Below are 19,768 nucleotides of genomic sequence, written 5' to 3'. Positions count from 1 at the left end.
CAGATAAATATACTCCAGAAATCCCAGAAGAGCATCGAAACAGAAAAGGATACAAAAACGGAAGGTAGGGATCCGGGCACGCTTCGTACTTCCTCCGAAGAGTTTACCGCGGAATCATATCAATGGCATTACGCAAGGTTTCGCCTTTTCCCTACAAGGTCAGCCCGTAGCCGTAGGAGCCACTCCGGCAAAGTGGGAAGTGGTATCTGCCCGGTCGGCACTTACCCTGCCTGAAGGTCAGCGGGATGGGCGCTCCATCAGTCCACGGGCACCAAGTCACCGGTCAGGGGCTTCGAGCCCGACGTTCAGCCCGTCTTCCGCAGGGCCGCGCGGGCGAACGCTCTGCCCCGCGCCGTCGGCGCGATCCCACGGGCGAGAGAACCCTTGGGCCACCCGCCCAACACGTCCAGCACCACCCACGCCTCGTGGGCGGTGTCCCTGGCCGCCAGGGAGTCCACCGGCAGGCCTTCGCCGATCCGCCACCCCAGGCCGGTCAGGGCCTCCGCGACCTCTCCGGGCACGTCCCGGCTCCCGGCCGCTGCGGCCAGCACCGTCACCAGGCACCCCACCCGCTCGACCTCGGGCTTCGGTTCGGGCGGCATCCGTGCGGCCAGGTGGTCCCACAGCGCCCGGGGGTCGTCGCGCACCTCCCTGCCCACCCTGGTGGGCAGCAGCCGCCCCTTGTACCTGCGCACCAGTCCCATCCTCCGCGCGGACTCGCGCAGGTTGAGCACCGGGAGCGTCTGGCTCTCCCGGTTGAGCGCGCCTATCCAGCTCCCGGACAGGCCCAGCGCTCCGGCGGCCTCCTCCACACTGGCCGGTGGCAGGTACCCGGATCCGGTCAGCTTCACCCCGTCGTCGCCGACGTGGTCCAGCAACCAGGTGTAGGGGCCCACCGCGGCGCGGACGGTGGCCGTGCTCGGCTCCTCGTCTCCGGACGAGGTCGCCTCGGCGGCCAGGGACAGCAGCCGCCCCCGCACCCGCGGGTCGCGCACGGAGCCGAGCAACTCGACGACCGACCCGGGAAGGCCTTCGGGGAGCGGTTCGGACACCACCCTCAGGGTCCGGTTGACCGCGTCGGCGTCGAACGGGACCGGCGCCCGGTCCGGGTCGGGGTCCTCGCCGAAGGCCTCCCGGTACTCGGCGAGCGCCTCGGCGTGCTCGGGGTGCCCGGTGTCGGTGGCGGCACTGAGGAGTTCGTACCCGGGCGCACCGCCGCAGTCCTCGGGAGGCGCGGGCCTCCGTCCGTGCACACGGCCCGCGCGGTGTCCGCGTCGCGGGGCAGGACGGCCTGGAGGGTGAGCAGGTGCTCCCAGTCGTCGCCGAAGTCGTAGACGTAGAACAGTCGGTCTCCGACGTCGACCAGGACCTCGTCCAGCCTCACCTGCTCCTCGGGGACACCGGTCTCACCCTCAGCCGCATCGAACGGCGACAGGTAGCGCTCCGTGTCGTCGTTGTAGTAGTCGGGACCGCTGCCGAAGCGGTGCAGGGGGTAGTCCTCCCAACCGAACGCGGCTTGGAGGATGGCGTGCACCTCGTTCAGGAACAGGTCCGACGCCAGTTCAAGCCCGCGCCAGACGGGCGGCTCGGTACCCGTGAGCTCGGCACTGACCCGGTAGGCGACGGCCTCGTCGCGGCGCGGTCGCCGCCGGGACAAGGGCACGGTTCTGGTGAACGGGTCGGCCGAGTCCCACGGCAGACGTTCGGACTCATCAGGAACGTTGTCGGGTCCGTCGTGATCGCGCACGGGGGCAGAGTACCGAGGAACCAGACGTCCCTCCCATGGGAATCGCGGGTCGCCCGCAACTGGTGCCGCGTGCTGTCCTGCATCCAGTGGACTGCCCGGAGTGAGGCGTCCCGAGGTTTAGGGCCACATGTCCGGTGGCCCGCCACCACGCCGGGAAGCGCCCTCGACGACCACGGAGTATGGAGCCGGGTACTCAAGAGCCGGAAACGTTCGACGCGATCGTGGCCCGTCGTGGACGCCGGGGACGCCGGGGACGCCGGGAACGTCAATGCCCATGAGAAGTGAACCGCTGGCGCATGCGGAAGTAAAGAAATCCGCGTGGAGCTCGGCTGTCAGTGGCGGCGGGGGTGTTCGTCAGGTGTTCGCCTAAGCGTGCGAACAGGGTGGATGGTGCTGACAGTGCAGGTCAGGGGTGGTACAGGGTGTTCGTTCTCACGCCCCGACTTATCACGTCTTTCTTCACTCTTACCGGGGTGAGAGAGGGGCCGGGCCGGGGCGAGGCACAAGAGGTTCTGCCTGCGGGGATGTCCAATCCGGTGAGTGGAGTGGCTGCTCTGGTGGGGAATGGGCGTGCCCATGTGGATGTGGGACGAGGACGGCGGTGTCAGGGGTGGGAACGCTGGTGCCCGGCTAGGGTGGACAAGGGCCGGGAAAGATGTCGACGGGTACAGGAGCCTGTGGTGTTTCTGGCCGAGACGCGCGGGACACGGCCGCGGTGAAAGGGGAAGCGCTTTTCGCGCGGGAAGTGCTTCGGGCAGGCCGGATATTGGGTGGTGTCCATGCTCGGGCACGTGAGGAAGGGTGAATTGACCGCTGCGTTCTTGTTGGGTGTCCTGGATCCCTTCCGTGCGTGATTGAATCCTGCTGAGTGGTCGCCTTGCGAGTGACGGCTCCAAGTGGGGGGTCGTCTTCGAGCTCTTCGAGCACCGCTGAGGTCTGGTGAGCCGGACATCGAAGTGGTGGTTTTTGAGTGTTTGATGAGCTTTTTGGTGGTTTTAGTACCAGTGGTACGTGTGACTGTTTCTAGAGAAGTTGGAAAAACGGATGCTTGCCACCGGTAAGTTCGCAGTTCATTGACTCTGCTCCCCGCGCACGCGGGGATGGTCCCCGGCTCTGCCAGCCGCTGGTTCCCCAGCTGCTGCTGCTCCCCGCGCACGCGGGGATGGTCCCACCATGACCCTCCCGCACACCTACAAGGACAGCTGCTCCCCGCGCACGCGGGGATGGTCCCACAGGCCGGAGGGCTCAGCCCTTGCCTGCGCTCTGCTCCCCGCGCACGCGGGGATGGTCCCGGGTGGCGGGTGAGTTCCCCCGCCGCCTCCGCCTGCTCCCCGCGCACGCGGGGATGGTCCCGCCCGCCCCGAGCCCGCGACCTACGCCCGCCTCTGCTCCCCGCGCACGCGGGGATGGTCCCTCGTTCTGCGGGCTCCGGGACGGCCCGGGTCCCTGCTCCCCGCGCACGCGGGGATGGTCCCTTGAACTGCAAGTCGGGGATGGCCCGGTACGGCTGCTCCCCGCGCGCGCGGGGATGGTCCGCGTTCTGTCAGCGCGGCGTCAGCAGGGCTGGCGTGATTTCTGGCGCTTACAGGCATGCTCCCGGCTCTGTCAGCACCGGTGACAGAAACGCTGTCAGTACTCCCTGCGCGCACGGACGTGCTTTCCCGAGACTGACAGACAGACAAAGGGTCGCAAATTCGATCCCGCTCCAGCGGAAAGATCGGCTGACATCAGGCGCAGCGCAGGTAGTCGTCCTACCTATCCAGGCACTCCAGCGCTGACAAAATCTCTCTGTCAGGACCATCCGCCAGTTCCTCCACTCCCTCCTCCACCCCGCTGATGAAACAGGGCACCGCGTCGGGGCTCTCCATGGTGTCCTCGGCCCCGCCCCCGCGCTCCGATTCCCCACCGTGTCAGCGCATCTGCGCACCGCCCCGCCCGGGCCTCCAGGGCCGAAGTGAGCTCAGGAGGAGGAACCCTTGTCAGCTGTCGGTCAGTGCGGGCCGCACCCGGGTAGCACTGTCACCCGCTGACAGTGGAGTGCACGGTCCCTACGCACGAACGCCGATGGCGGCCCGGTGTCCTCCTGGGTGGTGCCCATGCACACAGGAGGTTCCGGGCCGCTGCGGCCTCCGGCGGCGGAGCCCCCTGCCGGGCCCTGCCGTGGACGCGTACCGGTATCGGGAACGAGCACCTCTCTCATCAGCACGGAACCGTGCCCTCGCCGCAGACGGCCACCGTGCCCTGTGGCCGGCGCGGCGGTGACGTGGCTCCGTGGCCGCTTCCGAGCTCCGCCCACCTCACACGGTGCTCCGGGAAGCGGCCAGCCCGACCCCCTCGGGCTGCCGCCGGTGCGTCCTCGCACCCAACTGGATGACGCACCGGGAAAGGCGGGTGCCGTCGTCCGTCAACCGGTTCCTCTTCCTCATGATCGGTGGACCGAAACGGTCTCCGACCGGACGGTGTCCGGTGGCCCCCGGACCCTGGGCGGCGTGTCCCCGTCCCGTCGCCGGTGGCCGTCCGCAGCGGTGGGGCGGCCGGTCCGTCTCCCCCGCCGGGGACGGATCCGCTCACCCCCGCCCGGCATGCGGCCAGCGGAGGCAAGGTCCGGAACGCGGGTGCCGTGGCCTCCACGGGCCCCGGAAACGGTGACGCCGAAGATGTCGAGTCCCTGCGCGAACCGGGTGGTCGGCGCGGGGTCCGGGGAGCCCTCCCCATGGACGGCGGCGCGCCCGCCGGGCGCCCCGTCGTCGGCCGCGCCCTCCTCGGGGGCGCTCCGCAGGGCGTTCGGATCGGCGGTCGCGTCCGGGGACGGCGGCGTGCTGTGGTCGACCACCAGCACCGGCGGGTGGTCCTCAACGTCGAAGCGGCGCCAGGCCGTGGTCCCGGACTCGTCGCGTTCGCCGAGCCGGAGGTGGATGTGGGGTTCTCCGGCGTCCACGGCCCGCTGGTAGGCCTCGGTCAGGTCGAATTCCACACCGCCGGGCACGGGGCAGGCGGACCGCCCGCCCCTGATCCTTCGGGTGTCGAGCAGGGCGCGTGCCCGCGGCTGGTCGTTCCAGGTGGCCCCCTCGTGGAAGGGGTCGATCCGGTGCAACTGTACGAAGGAGTCGCTGCCGCAGTCGTAGGACCAGGCCACCTCGGTGCGCAGCACGGCGGATTCGACGACGGCGCCGTGGCCGGGCGCGACGGGGAACCGGAACAGGGCACGGCGGGTGTAGTTCCGGTCCCATTCGAGGCGTCCGGTGCCCACGCTCGCGGTTTCGGCGCCGTCGTGGGGCCGGTCGGGGAAGGCACGGTCCACGTAGGTCCACGAGGAGCTCTCGACCTCGATCCGTTCACCGTGGGGGCGCGCCGGGGCGGGAGGACCGTCGGTGGCGGAAGCGGCCCCGGGTCCGGCCGGGCCGCTGGTCCCCTCCGCGTCCGGGTCGCTCCCGCGCGGTCCACCGCTCCGCTCCCCCGGGGCACCGGGCCCTCCGGGGGCGACGGAGCCGTCGGCGGTGGTGGGAACGCCCTCGTCAGCTGTGGCGGGAGCGACCGCCCCCAGTACGAGGACTAGGGCGTAAGCCGCACAGACCGCCGTCGCACGGGTCAGGGAACGACGCATTACGGGTGGTGCCTACACATTCCAGCTATGACCGAAAAAGAATTCAGGAGAAACGTTCACATCCCGCTTCAGCCACGAGGAATTTACCAAATTCCCACAGCACCCCACAAACCCCAGGGGTATAAACGCGGACCAAAACTCTGGTTATCACCCGAAGAAACACCGGCACCGCGCAAACCCGGCCCACCCGAAAAGAAGCACGCGAACACGCGGGCATCCTTTATTCGACAGCCAGGAAAAACCATTCACGTCAGACCGGAAACCGGCTACCGCTGGGCGCACACCGGCGGCGGCCTCGCCGCGGAGCCCACCACCAGGGTGGGCTCCGCGGCGAGGCCGCCAGGGGAGTGTCCCGACCCGTCGCGGCCCCGACCCGTCGCAGCACCGCCCGGAGGCCCGTGTCCTCGTCCCCGAGCCCGCCGCCGGACGAGTTCTCAGACCATGAGGGCCATGACGGCGGGGGCGATCACCGAGTAGCTGTTGTTGACCACGTGGACCACGACACCGGGCCAGACGGACCTGGTCCGGTGGAGCAGCACGGCGGCGATGACACCGGCGACGAAGGCCACCGGCAGGAGGTAGTTGATCCCGTGCGCCAGCGCGAAGACGGCGGAGCTGACCAGCACCGCCACCCACTGCCCGTACCTGCTCAGGGCGTTGGCGAGCACCCCTCGGAAGAAGAACTCCTCTCCGATGGGCGTCAGGACCCCGCCAAGGAGCAGAGCGGCGGCGAAGAAGACTAGGCCGCCCGCGGCGGCGGCCTGGTAGGAGGCCTGGGTGTCCTGGGCGCCGGAGTAGAGGAAGATCGCCGTGGTACTGGCGATGTTGAGCACGATCATGAGGATCCCGGCCCCGAACGCCACGGCCAGTCACTTGGCGGAGACCCGCCGCAGACCGAACGGACCGAGGCCGCGGACGCGCACGAGCACCGCGGCGGCGAAGCCCCCGAGCGGGGCGAGCCCGGAGATCGCGTACTGGGCGAGGCCGCCGAGCTCCGTGTTCTCTGCGGGGATCTGGAGGAACAGCAGGATTCCGACGGCGTAGAGCACCAGGGCGACGACCGTACCGACGATGAGCTCGGGCCATCCGACCCGGAGCCTCCTCCCGCCCTGTGTGTCGGGGGCCGTGGGCCGCGGAGCGGGGTGAGCGTCAGCGTTGGTGGACATGTTTCCTTCCTGCGTTCGGTTGTCGGGGCGTACCAGTACCCGACTGCGGAAGGTGTAGGCATTCTCCTGGTGACCCGCCGTGAGGCTGTGCGGGGGAGAGGGGACCCGCTGCGCCCGCGCAGAATCCCCGGCCCCCGGTTTTCCGGGGTCCAGGCGTCACGAGGCGGTCACTCCCGCTCGGCGTCCGGGTCCGGCGGCGCCTCCTCGGACAGCCTGAGGCGGCTCGCGAGCCGGTAGTCGACGCGGATGTCCGTGTACACCACCCCGGAGCGGACGCCGTGGGGAAGCCCTGAGCGTTCGCTGCCGGAGGTGCCCTCGTGGCCCGGTTCCCCCCGGGTCCGGGACCTGACCTCCGGCACCTCGCCGAAGGTCAGTTCGTCCGCGGACACGGAGGCGCTGATCTCCACGTCGTACTCGGGCCCGGTCTGATCCTCCACGCCCCCACCTCCCGTTCTCCGGACGGTGCGCTCCGGGTCGCCCGGGGCGCGGCGGCCCCGGCCCGGCGTCTCCCACCGTCCTACTTCTCCGCCGCGTCGTCGGGGCCCTCCGCGAGGTCCGCCACGTCCGCCACGTCCCCGACGTCCTCCACGGCCTTCCCCGCGCCCCGGCCGACGCCCCGCGCGGCTTCCCCGGCGCCCCGGCCCACACCTTCGACCGCGTTCCCGGCGCCCCGGGCCACGCCCTCCACGGCGCTCCCGGCGCCCCGGCCCACGTCCTGCACCGCGCCGCCCGCGCCCCGGCCCAGGGCTCCCACGGCCTGCCCCGCACCGCCCGCCACCTGGTCGAGCGAGGACTCCACCCCCCGGGTCACGTGCTCCAGGATCTGCGGGTTGGTGTCGATGGTCTGCAGGACCCGCGTGATGATCTCCCGGACGTTGTCGAGCTGGACCTTGAGCAGGGCCTGGGCCTCGACCCCCTTGAGGGTGAGGCTGACGCGGCCGAGCTCGACGTCCGCGCCCACCTTGAGCTTGAGCAGGTCCAGCACCTCGGCCTGGAGGGAGACGGAGGCCCGCAGGTTCTCGACCTCCAACTGGATCTCGTCGACCTTCACCACCGGGACGTCGAGGAGCACGTCCGGGTCCTCGGCCCCGGGGACCCGGACCGGGCGCTCGGCCGCGGGGACGCGGTCGGTGTGCTCGACGCCCGGCTCGGGGGCCCGGGGCCCGGCGGCCTCGGGTTCGGGAGCCTTGGGCGCGGCCGCCTCGGGTTCGGGCGCCTTGGGCGCGGCCGCCGACCGCTTGGCCCGCGCGGGCCCCGCCACCGCCTCCCGTTCGGTGGGCGCGACGTCCCCCTGGGCCTTCCCGCCCCTGCCCTTGGTGGACCGGCCCGTACTTCCTCCGCTGTCCTGAGTACTCCGTTTCACCTTCTGCGCACCCTTCTGAACGGTCCGGACACGCCCCGGGGCCCCTGCTGCCCGGCGACGGCCCGCGCCGTCGGCCGTGTCGCGGACACCCCGACCGCCTGTCCGATTTATTGCCGTTTGAGAATTATGCGTACATGTTCGCCCCATGTACCCCCGGCCACCGCCCCGAAACGGTTCCCCCTGCTCAGGGCGCCTCCGTACCGTCCCGCACGAACACCTGCACCGCTGGCGGAACCGGCCACGCACACGGACCGGGCGCGCACGTCCCTTCCGGAGCGGCTCCCGGACGCGACGGCGACGGGTGCACCGCGCATGGCGGGACGGCAACGGACGGGTGAACGCGGGCGGGGGACGCCCGTACCCGTCTGGACACCGGACTCCGGACACCGCGAGGATCGGTCCCCTGCCGGGCGGTAGAACCCACGAGCCCGGCACACACGGACATTCGGCGTCTCCGGGAAGGGCAGGGGCAGCGTGGACGAGGGTTCCCGCAAGGAGGTCGTCACCGCGCCCTCACGCAGGCGGCGCCCGATCCAGAGCGGGCTGGCCACGGGGCTGGTGATCTTCGTCGGCCTGGGCACGGCGCTCCAAGGGCTCCCGGACCTCGTGCCGGAGAACGGCGGCCTGCTGGTCGTGGTGCTCGCCCTCCTGGGCATGGGGGTGGCCGCCTCCGCGCAGGCGCTGCTCGACCGGCTCGACCAGTCCCAGCGGCCCGAGGAGAAACCCGCGCTGCGCCGACGGCTGCCTCCACCGGTGGACCACTTCACCGGCCACACGGCCCTCATGGCCGAACTGCTGGACGAGTTCGCCCGCTTCCCCCGCCGGGGCGCGCGCCGCCTGGTCAGCCGACCCGCCTGGAGGGCCGGAAGACGCGACTCCCGGAGCCCGCTGGCCATCGCGATCACCGGCGAGGGAGGCACCGGCAAGAGCCAACTCGCCGCGCAGGTCGTCGACAGGGTGGCCGACCGCTTCCCCGACGGCAAGCTGGAGTTCGAGCTCTACGGCAGCGCGGCGCACGAGGCCTCGCCCGATACGCGCTCCTCGGCGCTCGGCCGCTCCGTTCCGGGCCACCGCTCCCGCAAGGGCGGGTCCGAGGGCCCCGACCCGATCGCCCCGGCGCGCCGTGAACCCCGGCGGCCCGAGGACGTCCTCACCCAGATGATCACCGAGGTCGGGGGCCGCCCGCCCGACGGGGCCTCCCTGGAGGAGCTGTGCGTGCTGTGGCGGACCGCGACCGAGCAGCGCAGACTGCTGGTCGTCCTCGACAACGCCAAGGACTACGCCCAGGTGGAGCCGCTGCTGCCCGGCGGCCGGGGGTGCGCGGTACTGGTCACCAGCCGCAACGACTTCCCCGACGCGGCGCAGCCCATGCTGCGCAGGCACCTGGACCCCCTTCCGCCCGAGGAGGGCATGGAGCTGCTCGACCGGCTGGTGCGCGACTCGCCCCGGCCCCTGTCCGAGGCCGACCGCGCCGCGCTGCCCGGCCTCGTCTCCGCGTGCCACGGGTTCCCGCTGGCGCTCTGCCTGGTGAGCACACAGGTCACCCAGGAGCGGGGGCCGGGCGCCGCCGACCTGATGCGCCACATGAGCGACCCTGCCCTGCGGCTGACCGTGCCCGGGCCGCAGGCCATCGCTCAGTCCCTCGCGTTCAGCCTCCAGCAGTGCGAGCCGCGGGAGCGGCTGCTGCTGAGCCGTCTGGCCGGGGCCGGTCTGACCACCTTCACCGCGTGGGCGGCCGCCGCCCTGCTGGACGTCTCCGAGGACGAGGCCAAGCCGCTGCTGCTGCGGATGAGCCACCGGTACCTGGTGACGTACCTGTACGAGGCGGGAGGGTTCGACCGGTTCCAGCTGCACGACCACGTCCGCGAGACCTTGTTGACGGCGGGTCCCCGGATCCTGGGCGTGCCGGAGGAGGAGCTGCCGGACTGGTCGCGGGAGGAGCTGGGGCTCGCGGTGGAACGGCTGCTGCGCGCCTTCGATCGGATCGCGGAGGCTGCCGCGAGCCGGGCCGCGCCGCACGAGTGGAGCTTCGGCGCGTCCCTGCCCGGCGGCGACGCCGCACGGCACGGCGGTGGGAGGCCGGTTCCGGCCGGGCCGAGGGGCCCGGCCGACCCCATGGCGTGGCTGGAGACCGAACTGCGGGGCTTCGAGGTCTGCTTCCACTGGACGCAGCCGCGCGCGACCTCCGAGGACGACCCGCCGCGCGGACGGACCACCGAGCGGGAGCGGCAGCGCGAGCGGGCCATCGGGTACGGGTGGCGGCTGCGCCGGGCCTTCGCCGTGTTGTGCCGGACCGGGCGCACGCAGTGGGAGGCGGTGCGCGAGGCCACCCAGCAGGCGACCGCGCTGGCCCTGGAGATGGGCGAACCGCTCGCCTACGGGGTCGCCCTGCTCGACCGCGCTGAGGTGGCCAGCGGCCACGGCGACCACGACACCGGCTACGAGCGCGCCCTGACCGCGCTCTACATCCTGGAGCAGTTGGGTCCGGCCGCCGATCCGCGCTGGAAGGCGCGGGCGCACCGGGCGGTCGGGGTGAACCTGTACCGCCGGGGCGACCTGGACGACGGCCGGGCCGAGATCGAGGAGGCCGTGCGGATCTTCTCCGATCATGGTGACCGCTGGTGGCAGGTGCGCGCCCTGTGCAACCTGGCCGAGGTGGACCGCTTCCAGGGCTACCAGGAGCGGGCCTACGAGGCGCTCACCCGCGCGCAGGACCTGCTCGTGGGCTCCCAGGACTCCCAGGAGCAGTGGGCCAGGGTCCGGTTGCAGAAGGGGGAGGTGCTGCGGCTGCGCGGTTTCACGCTCAACGCCTGGTTCCTGCTGGAGGACGAGAGGGAACGGCTCTCCCGGGCGCCGAACGGGGACTGGTACCACGCCCGCTACCTGCGCTCGCTGGGCCGGTTGTCGACCAACGAGCTCAACCGGGAGGCCTGGGAGTGCGAGCTGCTGCTCAGCCCCGCGCGGGAGCGCGACCGCCGCCGCCTGACCGCGCGCGACCCCGGGTGGCCGGGCAGGCAGCGGGCCAGGGTGGCCGGTCTGTTCGCCGACGGGGGGATGGAGTACGCCGAACGCTGCGCCGAGGTGCTGCCCGCGCGCGGACTGCTGCGCCGACGGGAGAGGCTGCGCGACACCTGGCAGGTCGCGGACCAGATCGCCCGGCTGCGCGACGCCGAACGGGCCTTCGTCGAGATCGGTGACGACTGGGGGCGCTGGCGCACGTGCCTGGTCCTGGGACAGGCCCGGATGGCCGCGGACCGGGAGCGGGGCAAGGAGGAGATGCTGCGGGCCGCCGAGGGCTTCCGGGAACTGGGGGACAAGTGGTGGCACGCCCGCGCGCACCGTATGGCGGCGGAGTCGCTGCAACAGGCCGAGCGGCTGCCCGAGGCCGAGGAGCTGGCCAGGGTCGCGGTGGACGGCTACCGGGGCCTCCAGCACCGTTCGGGGCAGCTGCGGGCGATGAAGCTGCTGGCCGGAATCATGACCCGCCGCGACCTCCTGGAGGCCCGGCGCACGCTCAACGAGGCCGAGGGGCTCGCGGAACAGGGTGTCCGGCTCGGGACGGTGCCGGTGTCGCTGCTCCGGGAGATCCGGGACATGCTGCGCGTCATCGAGCACGGTTCGGGCTCGGCCCCCGGAACCGACCCGGTACGTCGGCCCGGGGGTCCGGCCGGGGGTGCGGGGTCGCGGACCGCGGAGCCGGGGTAGGACACGGGCGGCCGGGACCGGTGCGTCGCGTGTGCCGGGGCGGAAGGCGTCTCCGCCGTACCGGCGGCCGGTCGGGCACCGGCCCGAGCGCCGGGCCGTGGAGGCCTGGAAGAGGCGCGGAAGGCTTGGGGACCGCGGGCAGGGCGCGAGGACGTCAGCCGGTGAACAACAGGATGAGCTGGCCGGAGTAGACCAGGACGAAGGCCGTGGCCACCACGGCCGCGGTCCCCGCGGCGAGCACGAGGGAGCGCCGGCGCGGGGCGGGGCACCGCCGGACCGCGGCCCATCCGAGGAACGCGGCGCCCGCGGCGACGGAGCAGGACCAGTAGACCGGGGACGTGGTGTCCGCGATGTAGAGGAGACCGTACGCCCCCTCGCCGACGAGCACGCCGCTCATGGCGCCCGCAGCCAGCGGGGCGAGGCGGGACCGCAGGCGCAGCGCGTTACCGCCCCAGCCGAGGACCGGCCCCGCCAGGGCGGCGGCGGTCAGCCAGAAGGCCGTCGCCCCCGACGAGGCGGCGAATCCGCGCAGGACGGAAGCGATGTCGTAGCCGAGGACCATCGCCGCCAGCGACAGCGCGCCCACGATCGCCGAGACCCACGGGCGCGGGGAGAGCATGCCGAGCAGGAGGGCGACCAGGCTCCAGCTCCCGGCCGAGTTCGCCAGCGGGGCCAGGCCGTGGGGAAGCAGTCCCTGCGCGTAGGAGGTCAGGAACCCCGTGAGGAGCCCCGCGCCGACGGCCGCGCCCAGAGGGGCAAGCAGGGCTCTCGGGGAAGCGGGTACGGGCTCGGTCGCGGGCTTCTCCGTGTCTGCGGCCATGGGGTCTGTTCCGTTCCGTCGTCGCGTGCTCGCCACGGACAGGGCGGCCTGTCCTCACCGGGGTTAACGCCGCGCCCCGCTCCCCCGGTTCGTCGGGCTCAGACCATGCCGCCGTTGGCGTAGAGGGTCTGGCCGTTGACCCAGCGGCCGGGTCCGGCGAGGAAGGAGACCACCTCGGCGATGTCCTCGGGAGCGCCGAGGCGTCCGAAGGGGTTCAGCCCGGCCAGCCGCTCCACCTGCTCCTCGCTCTTGTCCGCCAGGAACAGGTCCGTGGCGGTGGGCCCGGGGGCGACGGCGTTCACCGTCACGTCCCGGCCCCGCAGTTCCTTGGCCAGCACCGGGCTGATCGCGTCCACGGCGCCTTTGGAGGCGGCGTAGGCCGCGTAGGTCGGCAGGGCGAGCCTGCCGACCGAGGTGGAGAGGTTGATGATCGCCCCGCCCCGGCGCACCCTCCTGGCCGCCTGCTGGTTGACGACGAAGGCGCCCCGGATGTTGGTCCGGTGCATGCGGTCCAGGTCGGCCAGATCGAGGTCGGCCACGGTGTCCAGGACCATGATCCCGGCGGAGTTGACGACGACGTCCACGCCGCCGAACCGCTCCTCGACCGCGTCGAAGGCCGTGCGCACGGCGTCCTCGTCGGCGACGTCGGCCCGCAGCGCGAAGGCGCTGCCGCCCGCGTCGGTGACCGCGGCGACGGCGGCCTCCGCCGCGGCGGTGTCGCCCGCGTACACGATCGCGACGTACAGGCCGTCGGCGGCGAGCCGCTCGGCCACCGCCCTTCCGATGCCGCGCGACCCGCCGGTCACCAGCGCCACACGCCGTTCGGTACCGCTCATGATCGTCCTCCTGTCGGGGCGGCCCCGCGCCCACGGTTGATAACGCTGATAACGCTATTACTTGATCGACGATAACACAACGGCGCTATCGTTATCCCGTTATCATCGATACATGGCTCCTCGCAGTGACAACCGGCAGAAGGTCATCGAGGCCGCGGCGGACCTTCTCAGGAACCACGGGCGTACCGCGGTCACCACGCGAGCTGTCAGCGCGGCGGCCGAGGTGCAGCCGCCGACGATCTACCGCCTGTTCGGTGACATGAACGGCCTGCTCAACGCCGTGGCCGCGGACGGTTTCGCCCGCTACCTGGCGCGCAAGACGGCCCAGCCGGCCTCGTCCGACCCGGTGGAGGACCTGCGCGCCGGCTGGAACCTGCACGTCGGTTTCGGTGTGGAGAACCCGGCCCACTACCTGCTGATGTACGGCGACCCCGCGCCGGGCGGGAGTGGCGAGACCACCCGGGAGGCCCGGCGCGTACTGCTCACGCTGGTGCACCGGGTCGCGGAGGCCGGTCGGCTCGTCGTCGGCGTGGAACAGGCGGCGGACATGGTGCACGCCGCGGGCATGGGCGTCACCCTCAGCCTGATCAGGCCGGACTCCGACCGGCCCGACCCGTCGCTGTCCGCCAGGACGCGCGAGGCGGTCATCGCGGCGATCACGTCCGCCCCAGGCACCGACACCGGCCCCGACGGCGGCGGGACGGCCGGTGCCGCCCCCGGAACCGACCGGGACCGCGAACCCGCGCGGCGGGCGATCGCCCTGCGCTCGGTCCTGGACCGGTCGCGGGCGGAGTTCAGCCACGGCGAGCGCGTCCTGCTGGGCGAACTCCTCACCCGCCTGGCCGACGCGGAACCGGGGCCCCGCGAACTCTGACCCGCCCGGCCCCCTCAGTCGGCGGCGGCACGGCGCAGGACACGGAAGCGGAACAACGGCGACGGCATGGCAACCGGCGGCACGTGTCGCGCGTGGAAGGGGAGGACACCGTGCGAGCCATGCCCGGGAGCGCTCCCAACACGCTCCGTGATCACGGGCCGCGTTGACGGCTCCCGACCGGGAGCGGAGGGCACGACGGGTCCGCGGCCGGAACGACCCCCGTCGTCCCCGTCGGGCGCACCCCGGAGGAACGCTCCCCGTTCTCCCGCGCCCCGCCCGTCCGCCCCTTCGCACCAGTCCGCATTCCCCACCAGTACGAAGACTCCGGAACGGAACATCCGAGATGCCGAGAAGTCCCCAGACCCCCTCACTGCTCCTGAGAGGGGCCTGCGCCTCCACCTCCGCCCTCCTGGCCTTCGGGCTGCTGCCCGCCGCCCCCGCGCTGGCCGAGACCGCCGTCAACCCCGTGTCCGGCAACCAGGGCTTCCTGGTGGTCACCGAAGGCGACGCGGTCCTGGCGGGCAACGAGTCCGAGGGAGCCGTCGCGGTCGGCGGCGACCTCGTGTTCGGCGACTACAACGTCGCCGCCCACACACCCGGTTCGTACACCGCCGAGGGCGACGAGCACCCCGCCGCCCTCCTGGTGAACGGCCGGGTGGACCTCGGCGCCAGCGAGGGCGACCTCAAGGTGCTCCAGAGCGGGTACGTCAAGGTCGGCGCCGCCGAGGACGCCGACATCAGCACGACGGACCACAACGGCGCCCGGGTCAACACCGTGGTCGCCGGTCCCGAGGGCCGTGAGAGCACGCCGAGGATCTCGCTCACCGTCCGCCAGCCGCAGGAGTCCGTCACCGGCGCGGCCCTGGACGTCGCGGGCCTGTTCCCCGCCTACCGCGAGCGCTCTGCCGGACTCGCCGCGTGCGAGGGCGGGGTGGTCCCGCTGCGGACGGGTGACGGTTCCGAGGCCCTGCCTCCCTTCGACCAGGGCGCCAACGTCACCCTGCCGCTGGCCCCGGGCGCCCAGAACGTGTGGAACGTCGCCGCCGAGGACCTGGCCGCCCTGGAGGTCATCACCTTCGAGGACAAGCCCGGTCCGGACGCGCCGCTCCTCGTCAACGTCGACACCTCGGGCGTGGACGGACGGTTCGAGTGGCGCACCCCCAACATGGCCGGGATCGGTCTGGAGGAGGCCCGCTACGTCCTGTTCAACTTCGGGGACGCCGCCTCCGTCACCTTCACCCCCGACAGCCGGACCCTGGAGGGCACCGTCTTCGCCCCCGACGCGAAGGTGAGCTGGCTGTCGCCGAGCAACATCGAGGGCAACGTCGTCGCCGCCTCCTTCGAGCACGGCTCCCTGTCCGCGGGCGTCGTCGGCAACGGTGAGCTGCACAACGGCGACTTCTCCGCGGAGCTGACCCCGTGCGGGCCAGGCGGGGGCGAGACCCCCGAGGAGCCGGGGGAGCCCGAGCCGACCCCCGGCGGTGAGGAGCCCGAGGCCCCCGAGGAGGAGCAGCCGACCGAGGGTCCCGTCACGGAGGAGACGCCCGGCGAGGAGCCCTCCGCCTCCCCGTCACCCGAGCAGGCGGCCGGGTCGGACGGCGGTCTGGCCGTGACCGGCGCGAGCCTGTGGGGGCTGGTCGGCGCGGCGGTGGTGGCGATCGGGGCCGGTGTGGCGGCCTTCGTGTTCACCAGGCGCAGGAAGTCCGGATCCTCCGTCTGAGGAGGGTCCGCGTGAGCGGCGGCACGGGACGCGCGCCGCTCCGGTGACGGGTGGCCGGGACGGCGGCCGGAGCCTCGGCGGCGACCGGGACCGGCGCCCGCACCGGCCGCCGGAGTAGCGTACGGGGGCTCCGATCCGGGTGATCGGGGCCCCCGGCGTTCACCGGGGCTCCCCGGTGTCCGGCCCCCGCCCGTCCGGCTCGGGGTACTCCTCGCGGATGCGCAGCGCCAGCTCGGTGAAGCCGCCCCGCTCCAGAACGACCACCTGTTCGTGGACGAACTTCGCGCGCTCCTCGACGTCCTCGAAGGAGTCGACCAGCCCGCGCAGGATGGCCACCTGCACGTCGCGTTCGGCCGACTCGGGGCCTTCGTCGGCGGGCCACCAGTAGCTCTCGTACCCCTCCTCGTCGACGTCGCTGCCCGGACCCGGGGAGGGGTCGGGCCCGTCCTCCCCGCCGAGGCCGAGCGGGTCGTCCAGCGGGTCGAGACCGCCGAAGGCGTCCAGGCCCGCGTCCACGGCCGACCGCGGAGGGACCTCCGGGCGCGGGGAAGGCGGGGCGGTCGGACGCGGGGCGGGCGCCCGGCCGACACGGGCGGGCGGAATGTCCTCCAGCTCCTCCTCGGCGTCGCGGACGGCCTCGCGCAGCTCGCGGTCCTTGCGCAGGGCGGCCATGCGGCGCAGCCGTTCGGCGTCCTCCTCCGGCAGGCGCAGGCTCACCTCCTCCGCCCACACCACGACCCCGGCGCCGGTGACCGCCGTCTCCACGGCGAGCCGGGCGGCCAGTTCGCACTCGGCCGTCCCGTGGTCGCCGGGTTCGACACCGCGGGCCAGCGCGGACGCGCGGGTGACCACCGCCAGGACGGCGGGGGCGACCGGGTTGCGCAGGCTCAGGTCCACGTGGCCCTCCCACCGCCAGTGGACCACGGCGGAGAACACCAGGTCGTAGTCGTCCGCGGCGCTGGGCAGCGCGACCGGGCGGATCCGGGTGCCGCGCGCACCGCCGTGTTCACCGAAGGCGCGGAGCGTTCCGTCCGGCCCGCCGTGGGCCTGCCCGGAAGAGGGGTCGGCGGTCGCGTCGGCGGCGTTCGGAGCCGCCGCGGCGGACGCGGCGTCACCGAAGTGCACGACGAGGGCGCCCAGAACCAGCACGACCGGGACCCACAGCAGGGTCCACAGACCGATCAGGGGGTACAGGACACAGGGCACGACGACCACGACCGTGGCGGCCGCCACGAGGTGCGCGCGGGTCAGGGGGGTGACGGGGGTGACGGTGTGCCTCCTCTCGCGGCGCGGTCGCACCGGCCGGACCCGTTCGGGCGAACGGGGCTCCGCGGCGCGGCACGGTCCTGGGCGAACCGGCGCGATCCCTTCCGGCGACATCCGACAGTCTGCCCCAGATCCGGAGCGGACGCGTCACGAACGGGCGCACACGCCTTCCGGGCACGTCACATCCACCGGACGGGCCTCGTGACGCGGACCCCGAACGGCGCTTTCCCACACGCCCCAAGCGCCCCCTGAGCCCCGCCCTCATGCGCATCCTCCGGCGCACCGGCGAGGCCCTCACACCACCGGAAACCGCGGCCCCGCGAGTCCCCCCGGAGGACCACCGCCCCGCCGACGGTTCCCGAGCCCGCCAGGCGAACACCCGACCAAGGGAACGTGTCCCCCGCACCCCTGTTGGGCGAACACCTGCCGCCGTGTCGGCTCCGGGGTCGCCTCGGGTCTTCGAAACGGCACAGAATGCGATCATCCCCCGCGACTCACCCCCGGACACACCCTCGTCCACTCCTCGTCGCCGAGCCCGCTCTCGGAGCCAGCCCATGTTCTCAGCACCCGCCCGGACCGGACGCCGTTTCCGGCCCGAGGTCCAGGGTCTGCGCGCCGTCGCCGTCCTCCTGGTCCTCGTCTACCACCTCAACCCCGCCCTGCTGCCGGGCGGTTACGTCGGCGTCGACGTGTTCTTCGTGATCTCCGGCTTCCTCATCACGTCGCTGCTGTACCGCGAGGCCACCGAGCACGGCAAGGTGTCGATCGGCGGCTTCTACGTGCGCCGCATCCGGCGCCTCCTGCCCGCCGCGACGACGGTGCTCCTGGTCACCGGCGCGGTCGCGCTCTTCCTGCTGCCCGTCACCCGCCTGGTCGACACCGCCTGGCAGCTGGTGGCGTCGGCCGCCTACGTGGAGAACCTCTACCTGGCCCAGCAGGCGGTGGACTACCTGGCCGCGGACGACCCGCCCAGCCCCGTCCAGCACTTCTGGTCGCTGTCGGTGGAGGAGCAGTTCTACCTGGTGTGGCCGCTCCTGTTCGTGGTGTGGACCCTGGCCCGGCGTCGCTGGCGGGCCACCGCCGGGACCCTCACCGTCCTGCTGGGCGCGGTGCTGGTGCTGTCCCTGGCCTGCTCGGTGCTGCTGACCTCGCGGGAGGCGGCCTCGGCGTACTTCCTGCCGACGACCCGCGCCTGGGAGCTGGCCGTCGGCGGCCTGCTCGCGATCGGGCTGGCGCACGGCAGCCTGCCCGAGCGCTGGCGCGCGCCCCTGGGCTGGCTCGGTCTGGTCGCCATCGTCGCTTCCGCGGTGGCCTACGACGACGCCACGCCCTTCCCCGGCTGGGCGGCGATCCTGCCGGTCCTGGGCAGCGCGGCGGTGATCGCCGCCGAGGACTCCCCCGTGAGGCTGTCGGCGTCCCGGCTGCTGAGCACCGCGCCCGCCCGGTGGATCGGCGACGTGTCCTACTCGCTGTACCTGTGGCACTGGCCGCTGATCGTCTTCGCGCTGGTGCTGCTCGGACAGGAGAGCCTGGGCGCGGTGGAGGCCCTGGCGGTCGCGGCCGCGTCCGTGCTGCTGGCGTGGGCGACCAAGGTGTGGGTGGAGGACCCGGTGCGCGACCGCGGCCTGGTCCGCCGCGGCCGCTCCGCCCTGGCCGTGGCCACGGCGGGCGTGGTGACGGTGGCCGCGGTGAGCGGCGCGGTGTACGTGCGGGCCGACCAGGAGCGGTCGGTGACCTTCGACCCGGCGGTGCACACCGGTCCCGCCGCCCTCGGGCAGACCGCCGACGCGGGGCCGCTCTACCCCTCCCCCGTCAACGCGGAGGACGACGTGCCCACGCTGTACGACGACGACTGCCAGGCCTCGCACTCCGAGACCGACCCCTCGGACCCGTGCGTGTACGGCCCCGAGGACGCCACCCAGGACGTGGCCGTGCTCGGGGACTCGCACAGCGCCCAGTGGGTCACCGCGCTGGAGGGGATGGCCGAGGAGCGCGGCTGGCGGCTGCACCTGTACACCAAGTCCTCGTGCGCCTTCACCGACACCGTGATGAAGGGCCCCGACGGGGGCCCGTACACGGCGTGCGGCGACTGGAACCGCGCGGTGATCGGCGAACTGGAGGAGCTGCGGCCGGACCTGGTGTTCACCAGCTCCTCCACCGCCAGCGACCCGGCCGAGGAGACCACCCCGGAGGAGGACCTGGTCGTGGTGGCCGAGGGCATGAACCGGCTGTGGGAGGAGGTGGCCCGGGTCAGCGGCGAGATCGTGGCGCTGCGCGACACCCCGCGCGCCCGCCGGGACGTGGTGGAGTGCGTTGCGGCCAACCTGGAGGACCCGTCACCGTGCGAGCGGTCCGAGCGGGACGCGCTCCAGGACGCCGACCCGCAGGAGATCGCGGCCCGCGAGTCCGGGGGCGAGGTGCACTGGGTCGACCTCACCGACCGGTTCTGCGTGGACGGCGGGTGCCCGGCGGTGATCGGCAACGTGATGGTCTACCGCGACTCCGGGCACATCACCAGCACCTACATCGACCTGCTCACCGATGACCTGGCCGCGAGGATGGACGAGGCGCTGGGGGTCTGACGAAGGAGGCCGGGGGGAGGGGATTAGGCTCGTCGCACCGGGCTTCCCACTCCCCCCGCCCGGACGACTCCTCCCCCTGGAGCCC

General features: G+C 72.8%; 12 protein-coding genes, 1 pseudogene and 1 CRISPR repeat array. Of the genes and pseudogenes, 4 read left to right on the top strand and 9 right to left on the bottom strand.

Features of this window, described 5'->3' with window-relative positions; translation table 11 throughout:
* Positions 1-305: 305 nt before the first annotated feature.
* From ACSTA4_RS06860 to ACSTA4_RS06835, 6 genes and pseudogenes are all read right to left on the bottom strand, one after another.
* Positions 306-1,663 (bottom strand): annotated as a pseudogene (locus ACSTA4_RS06860) (plasmid pRiA4b ORF-3 family protein).
* Between the two features lie 1,163 nt (positions 1,664-2,826).
* Positions 2,827-3,283: a CRISPR direct-repeat array (repeat unit 29 nt; unit sequence CTGCTCCCCGCGCACGCGGGGATGGTCCC).
* 886 nt (positions 3,284-4,169) lie between these two features.
* On the bottom strand, positions 4,170-5,351 hold the full coding sequence (locus tag ACSTA4_RS06855) for a DNRLRE domain-containing protein (RefSeq protein ID WP_444962829.1): 1,182 nt from the start codon (positions 5,349-5,351) through the stop codon (positions 4,170-4,172).
* Between the two features lie 434 nt (positions 5,352-5,785).
* Entirely contained in the window at positions 5,786-6,214 is a 429-nt protein-coding gene (locus ACSTA4_RS06850) for a lysostaphin resistance A-like protein (protein ID WP_444962828.1), read from the bottom strand.
* 6 nt (positions 6,215-6,220) lie between these two features.
* Positions 6,221-6,517, bottom strand: coding sequence for a hypothetical protein (locus ACSTA4_RS06845; protein ID WP_444962827.1), 297 nt, complete (start codon positions 6,515-6,517; stop codon positions 6,221-6,223).
* A gap of 167 nt (positions 6,518-6,684) precedes the next feature.
* The gene (locus ACSTA4_RS06840; protein ID WP_444962826.1) at positions 6,685-6,954 is read right to left on the bottom strand and encodes a hypothetical protein; all 270 of its coding nucleotides are present in this window, start codon (positions 6,952-6,954) and stop codon (positions 6,685-6,687) included.
* Positions 6,955-7,034: 80 nt separating this feature from the next.
* A complete protein-coding gene (locus ACSTA4_RS06835; protein WP_444962825.1) occupies positions 7,035-7,880 on the bottom strand; it encodes a hypothetical protein in 846 nt (281 codons plus the stop codon).
* Positions 7,881-8,354: 474 nt separating this feature from the next.
* On the opposite strand from ACSTA4_RS06835, the gene ACSTA4_RS06830 reads away from it, so the two are divergent.
* Positions 8,355-11,585 (top strand): tetratricopeptide repeat protein, encoded by a 3,231-nt coding sequence (locus ACSTA4_RS06830; RefSeq protein WP_444962824.1) that lies wholly within the window; start codon positions 8,355-8,357, stop codon positions 11,583-11,585.
* A 154-nt stretch (positions 11,586-11,739) separates the two neighbouring features.
* On the opposite strand, the gene ACSTA4_RS06825 is transcribed toward ACSTA4_RS06830, so the two are convergent.
* The gene (locus tag ACSTA4_RS06825; RefSeq protein WP_444962823.1) at positions 11,740-12,405 is read right to left on the bottom strand and encodes a DUF6518 family protein; all 666 of its coding nucleotides are present in this window, start codon (positions 12,403-12,405) and stop codon (positions 11,740-11,742) included.
* Between the two features lie 98 nt (positions 12,406-12,503).
* A complete protein-coding gene (locus tag ACSTA4_RS06820) occupies positions 12,504-13,241 on the bottom strand; it encodes an SDR family oxidoreductase (RefSeq protein WP_444962822.1) in 738 nt (245 codons plus the stop codon).
* 112 nt (positions 13,242-13,353) lie between these two features.
* On the opposite strand from ACSTA4_RS06820, the gene ACSTA4_RS06815 reads away from it, so the two are divergent.
* Together ACSTA4_RS06815 and ACSTA4_RS06810 are read left to right on the top strand one after the other, a co-directional pair.
* Positions 13,354-14,115: a TetR/AcrR family transcriptional regulator gene (locus ACSTA4_RS06815; protein WP_444962821.1), complete on the top strand. Its 762-nt coding sequence runs from the start codon at positions 13,354-13,356 to the stop codon at positions 14,113-14,115.
* Between the two features lie 343 nt (positions 14,116-14,458).
* On the top strand, positions 14,459-15,835 hold the full coding sequence (locus ACSTA4_RS06810; protein ID WP_444962820.1) for a collagen-binding domain-containing protein: 1,377 nt from the start codon (positions 14,459-14,461) through the stop codon (positions 15,833-15,835).
* A gap of 159 nt (positions 15,836-15,994) precedes the next feature.
* Here the strand turns inward: ACSTA4_RS06810 and ACSTA4_RS06805 are convergent, their stop codons facing one another.
* A complete protein-coding gene (locus ACSTA4_RS06805) occupies positions 15,995-17,134 on the bottom strand; it encodes a hypothetical protein (RefSeq protein ID WP_444962819.1) in 1,140 nt (379 codons plus the stop codon).
* A gap of 521 nt (positions 17,135-17,655) precedes the next feature.
* Between ACSTA4_RS06805 and ACSTA4_RS06800 the strand changes: the two genes are divergently transcribed.
* Positions 17,656-19,683 (top strand): acyltransferase family protein, encoded by a 2,028-nt coding sequence (locus ACSTA4_RS06800; protein WP_444962818.1) that lies wholly within the window; start codon positions 17,656-17,658, stop codon positions 19,681-19,683.
* The last annotated feature ends 85 nt before the right edge of the window (positions 19,684-19,768 follow it).

The sequence above is a fragment of the Nocardiopsis sp. M1B1 genome (assembly GCF_052466615.1).
This window is presented reverse-complemented; position numbering and strand designations above follow the sequence as displayed.

Coding starts and splice junctions, on each gene's coding strand:
- ACSTA4_RS06855 (WP_444962829.1), bottom strand. CDS start 5,351: ATGCGTCGTTCCCTGACCCGTGCGACGGCGGTCTGTGCGGCTTACGCC.
- ACSTA4_RS06845 (WP_444962827.1), bottom strand. CDS start 6,517: ATGTCCACCAACGCTGACGCTCACCCCGCTCCGCGGCCCACGGCCCCC.
- ACSTA4_RS06825 (WP_444962823.1), bottom strand. CDS start 12,405: ATGGCCGCAGACACGGAGAAGCCCGCGACCGAGCCCGTACCCGCTTCC.
- ACSTA4_RS06820 (WP_444962822.1), bottom strand. CDS start 13,241: ATGAGCGGTACCGAACGGCGTGTGGCGCTGGTGACCGGCGGGTCGCGC.
- ACSTA4_RS06815 (WP_444962821.1), top strand. CDS start 13,354: ATGGCTCCTCGCAGTGACAACCGGCAGAAGGTCATCGAGGCCGCGGCG.
- ACSTA4_RS06810 (WP_444962820.1), top strand. CDS start 14,459: ATGCCGAGAAGTCCCCAGACCCCCTCACTGCTCCTGAGAGGGGCCTGC.
- ACSTA4_RS06800 (WP_444962818.1), top strand. CDS start 17,656: ATGTTCTCAGCACCCGCCCGGACCGGACGCCGTTTCCGGCCCGAGGTC.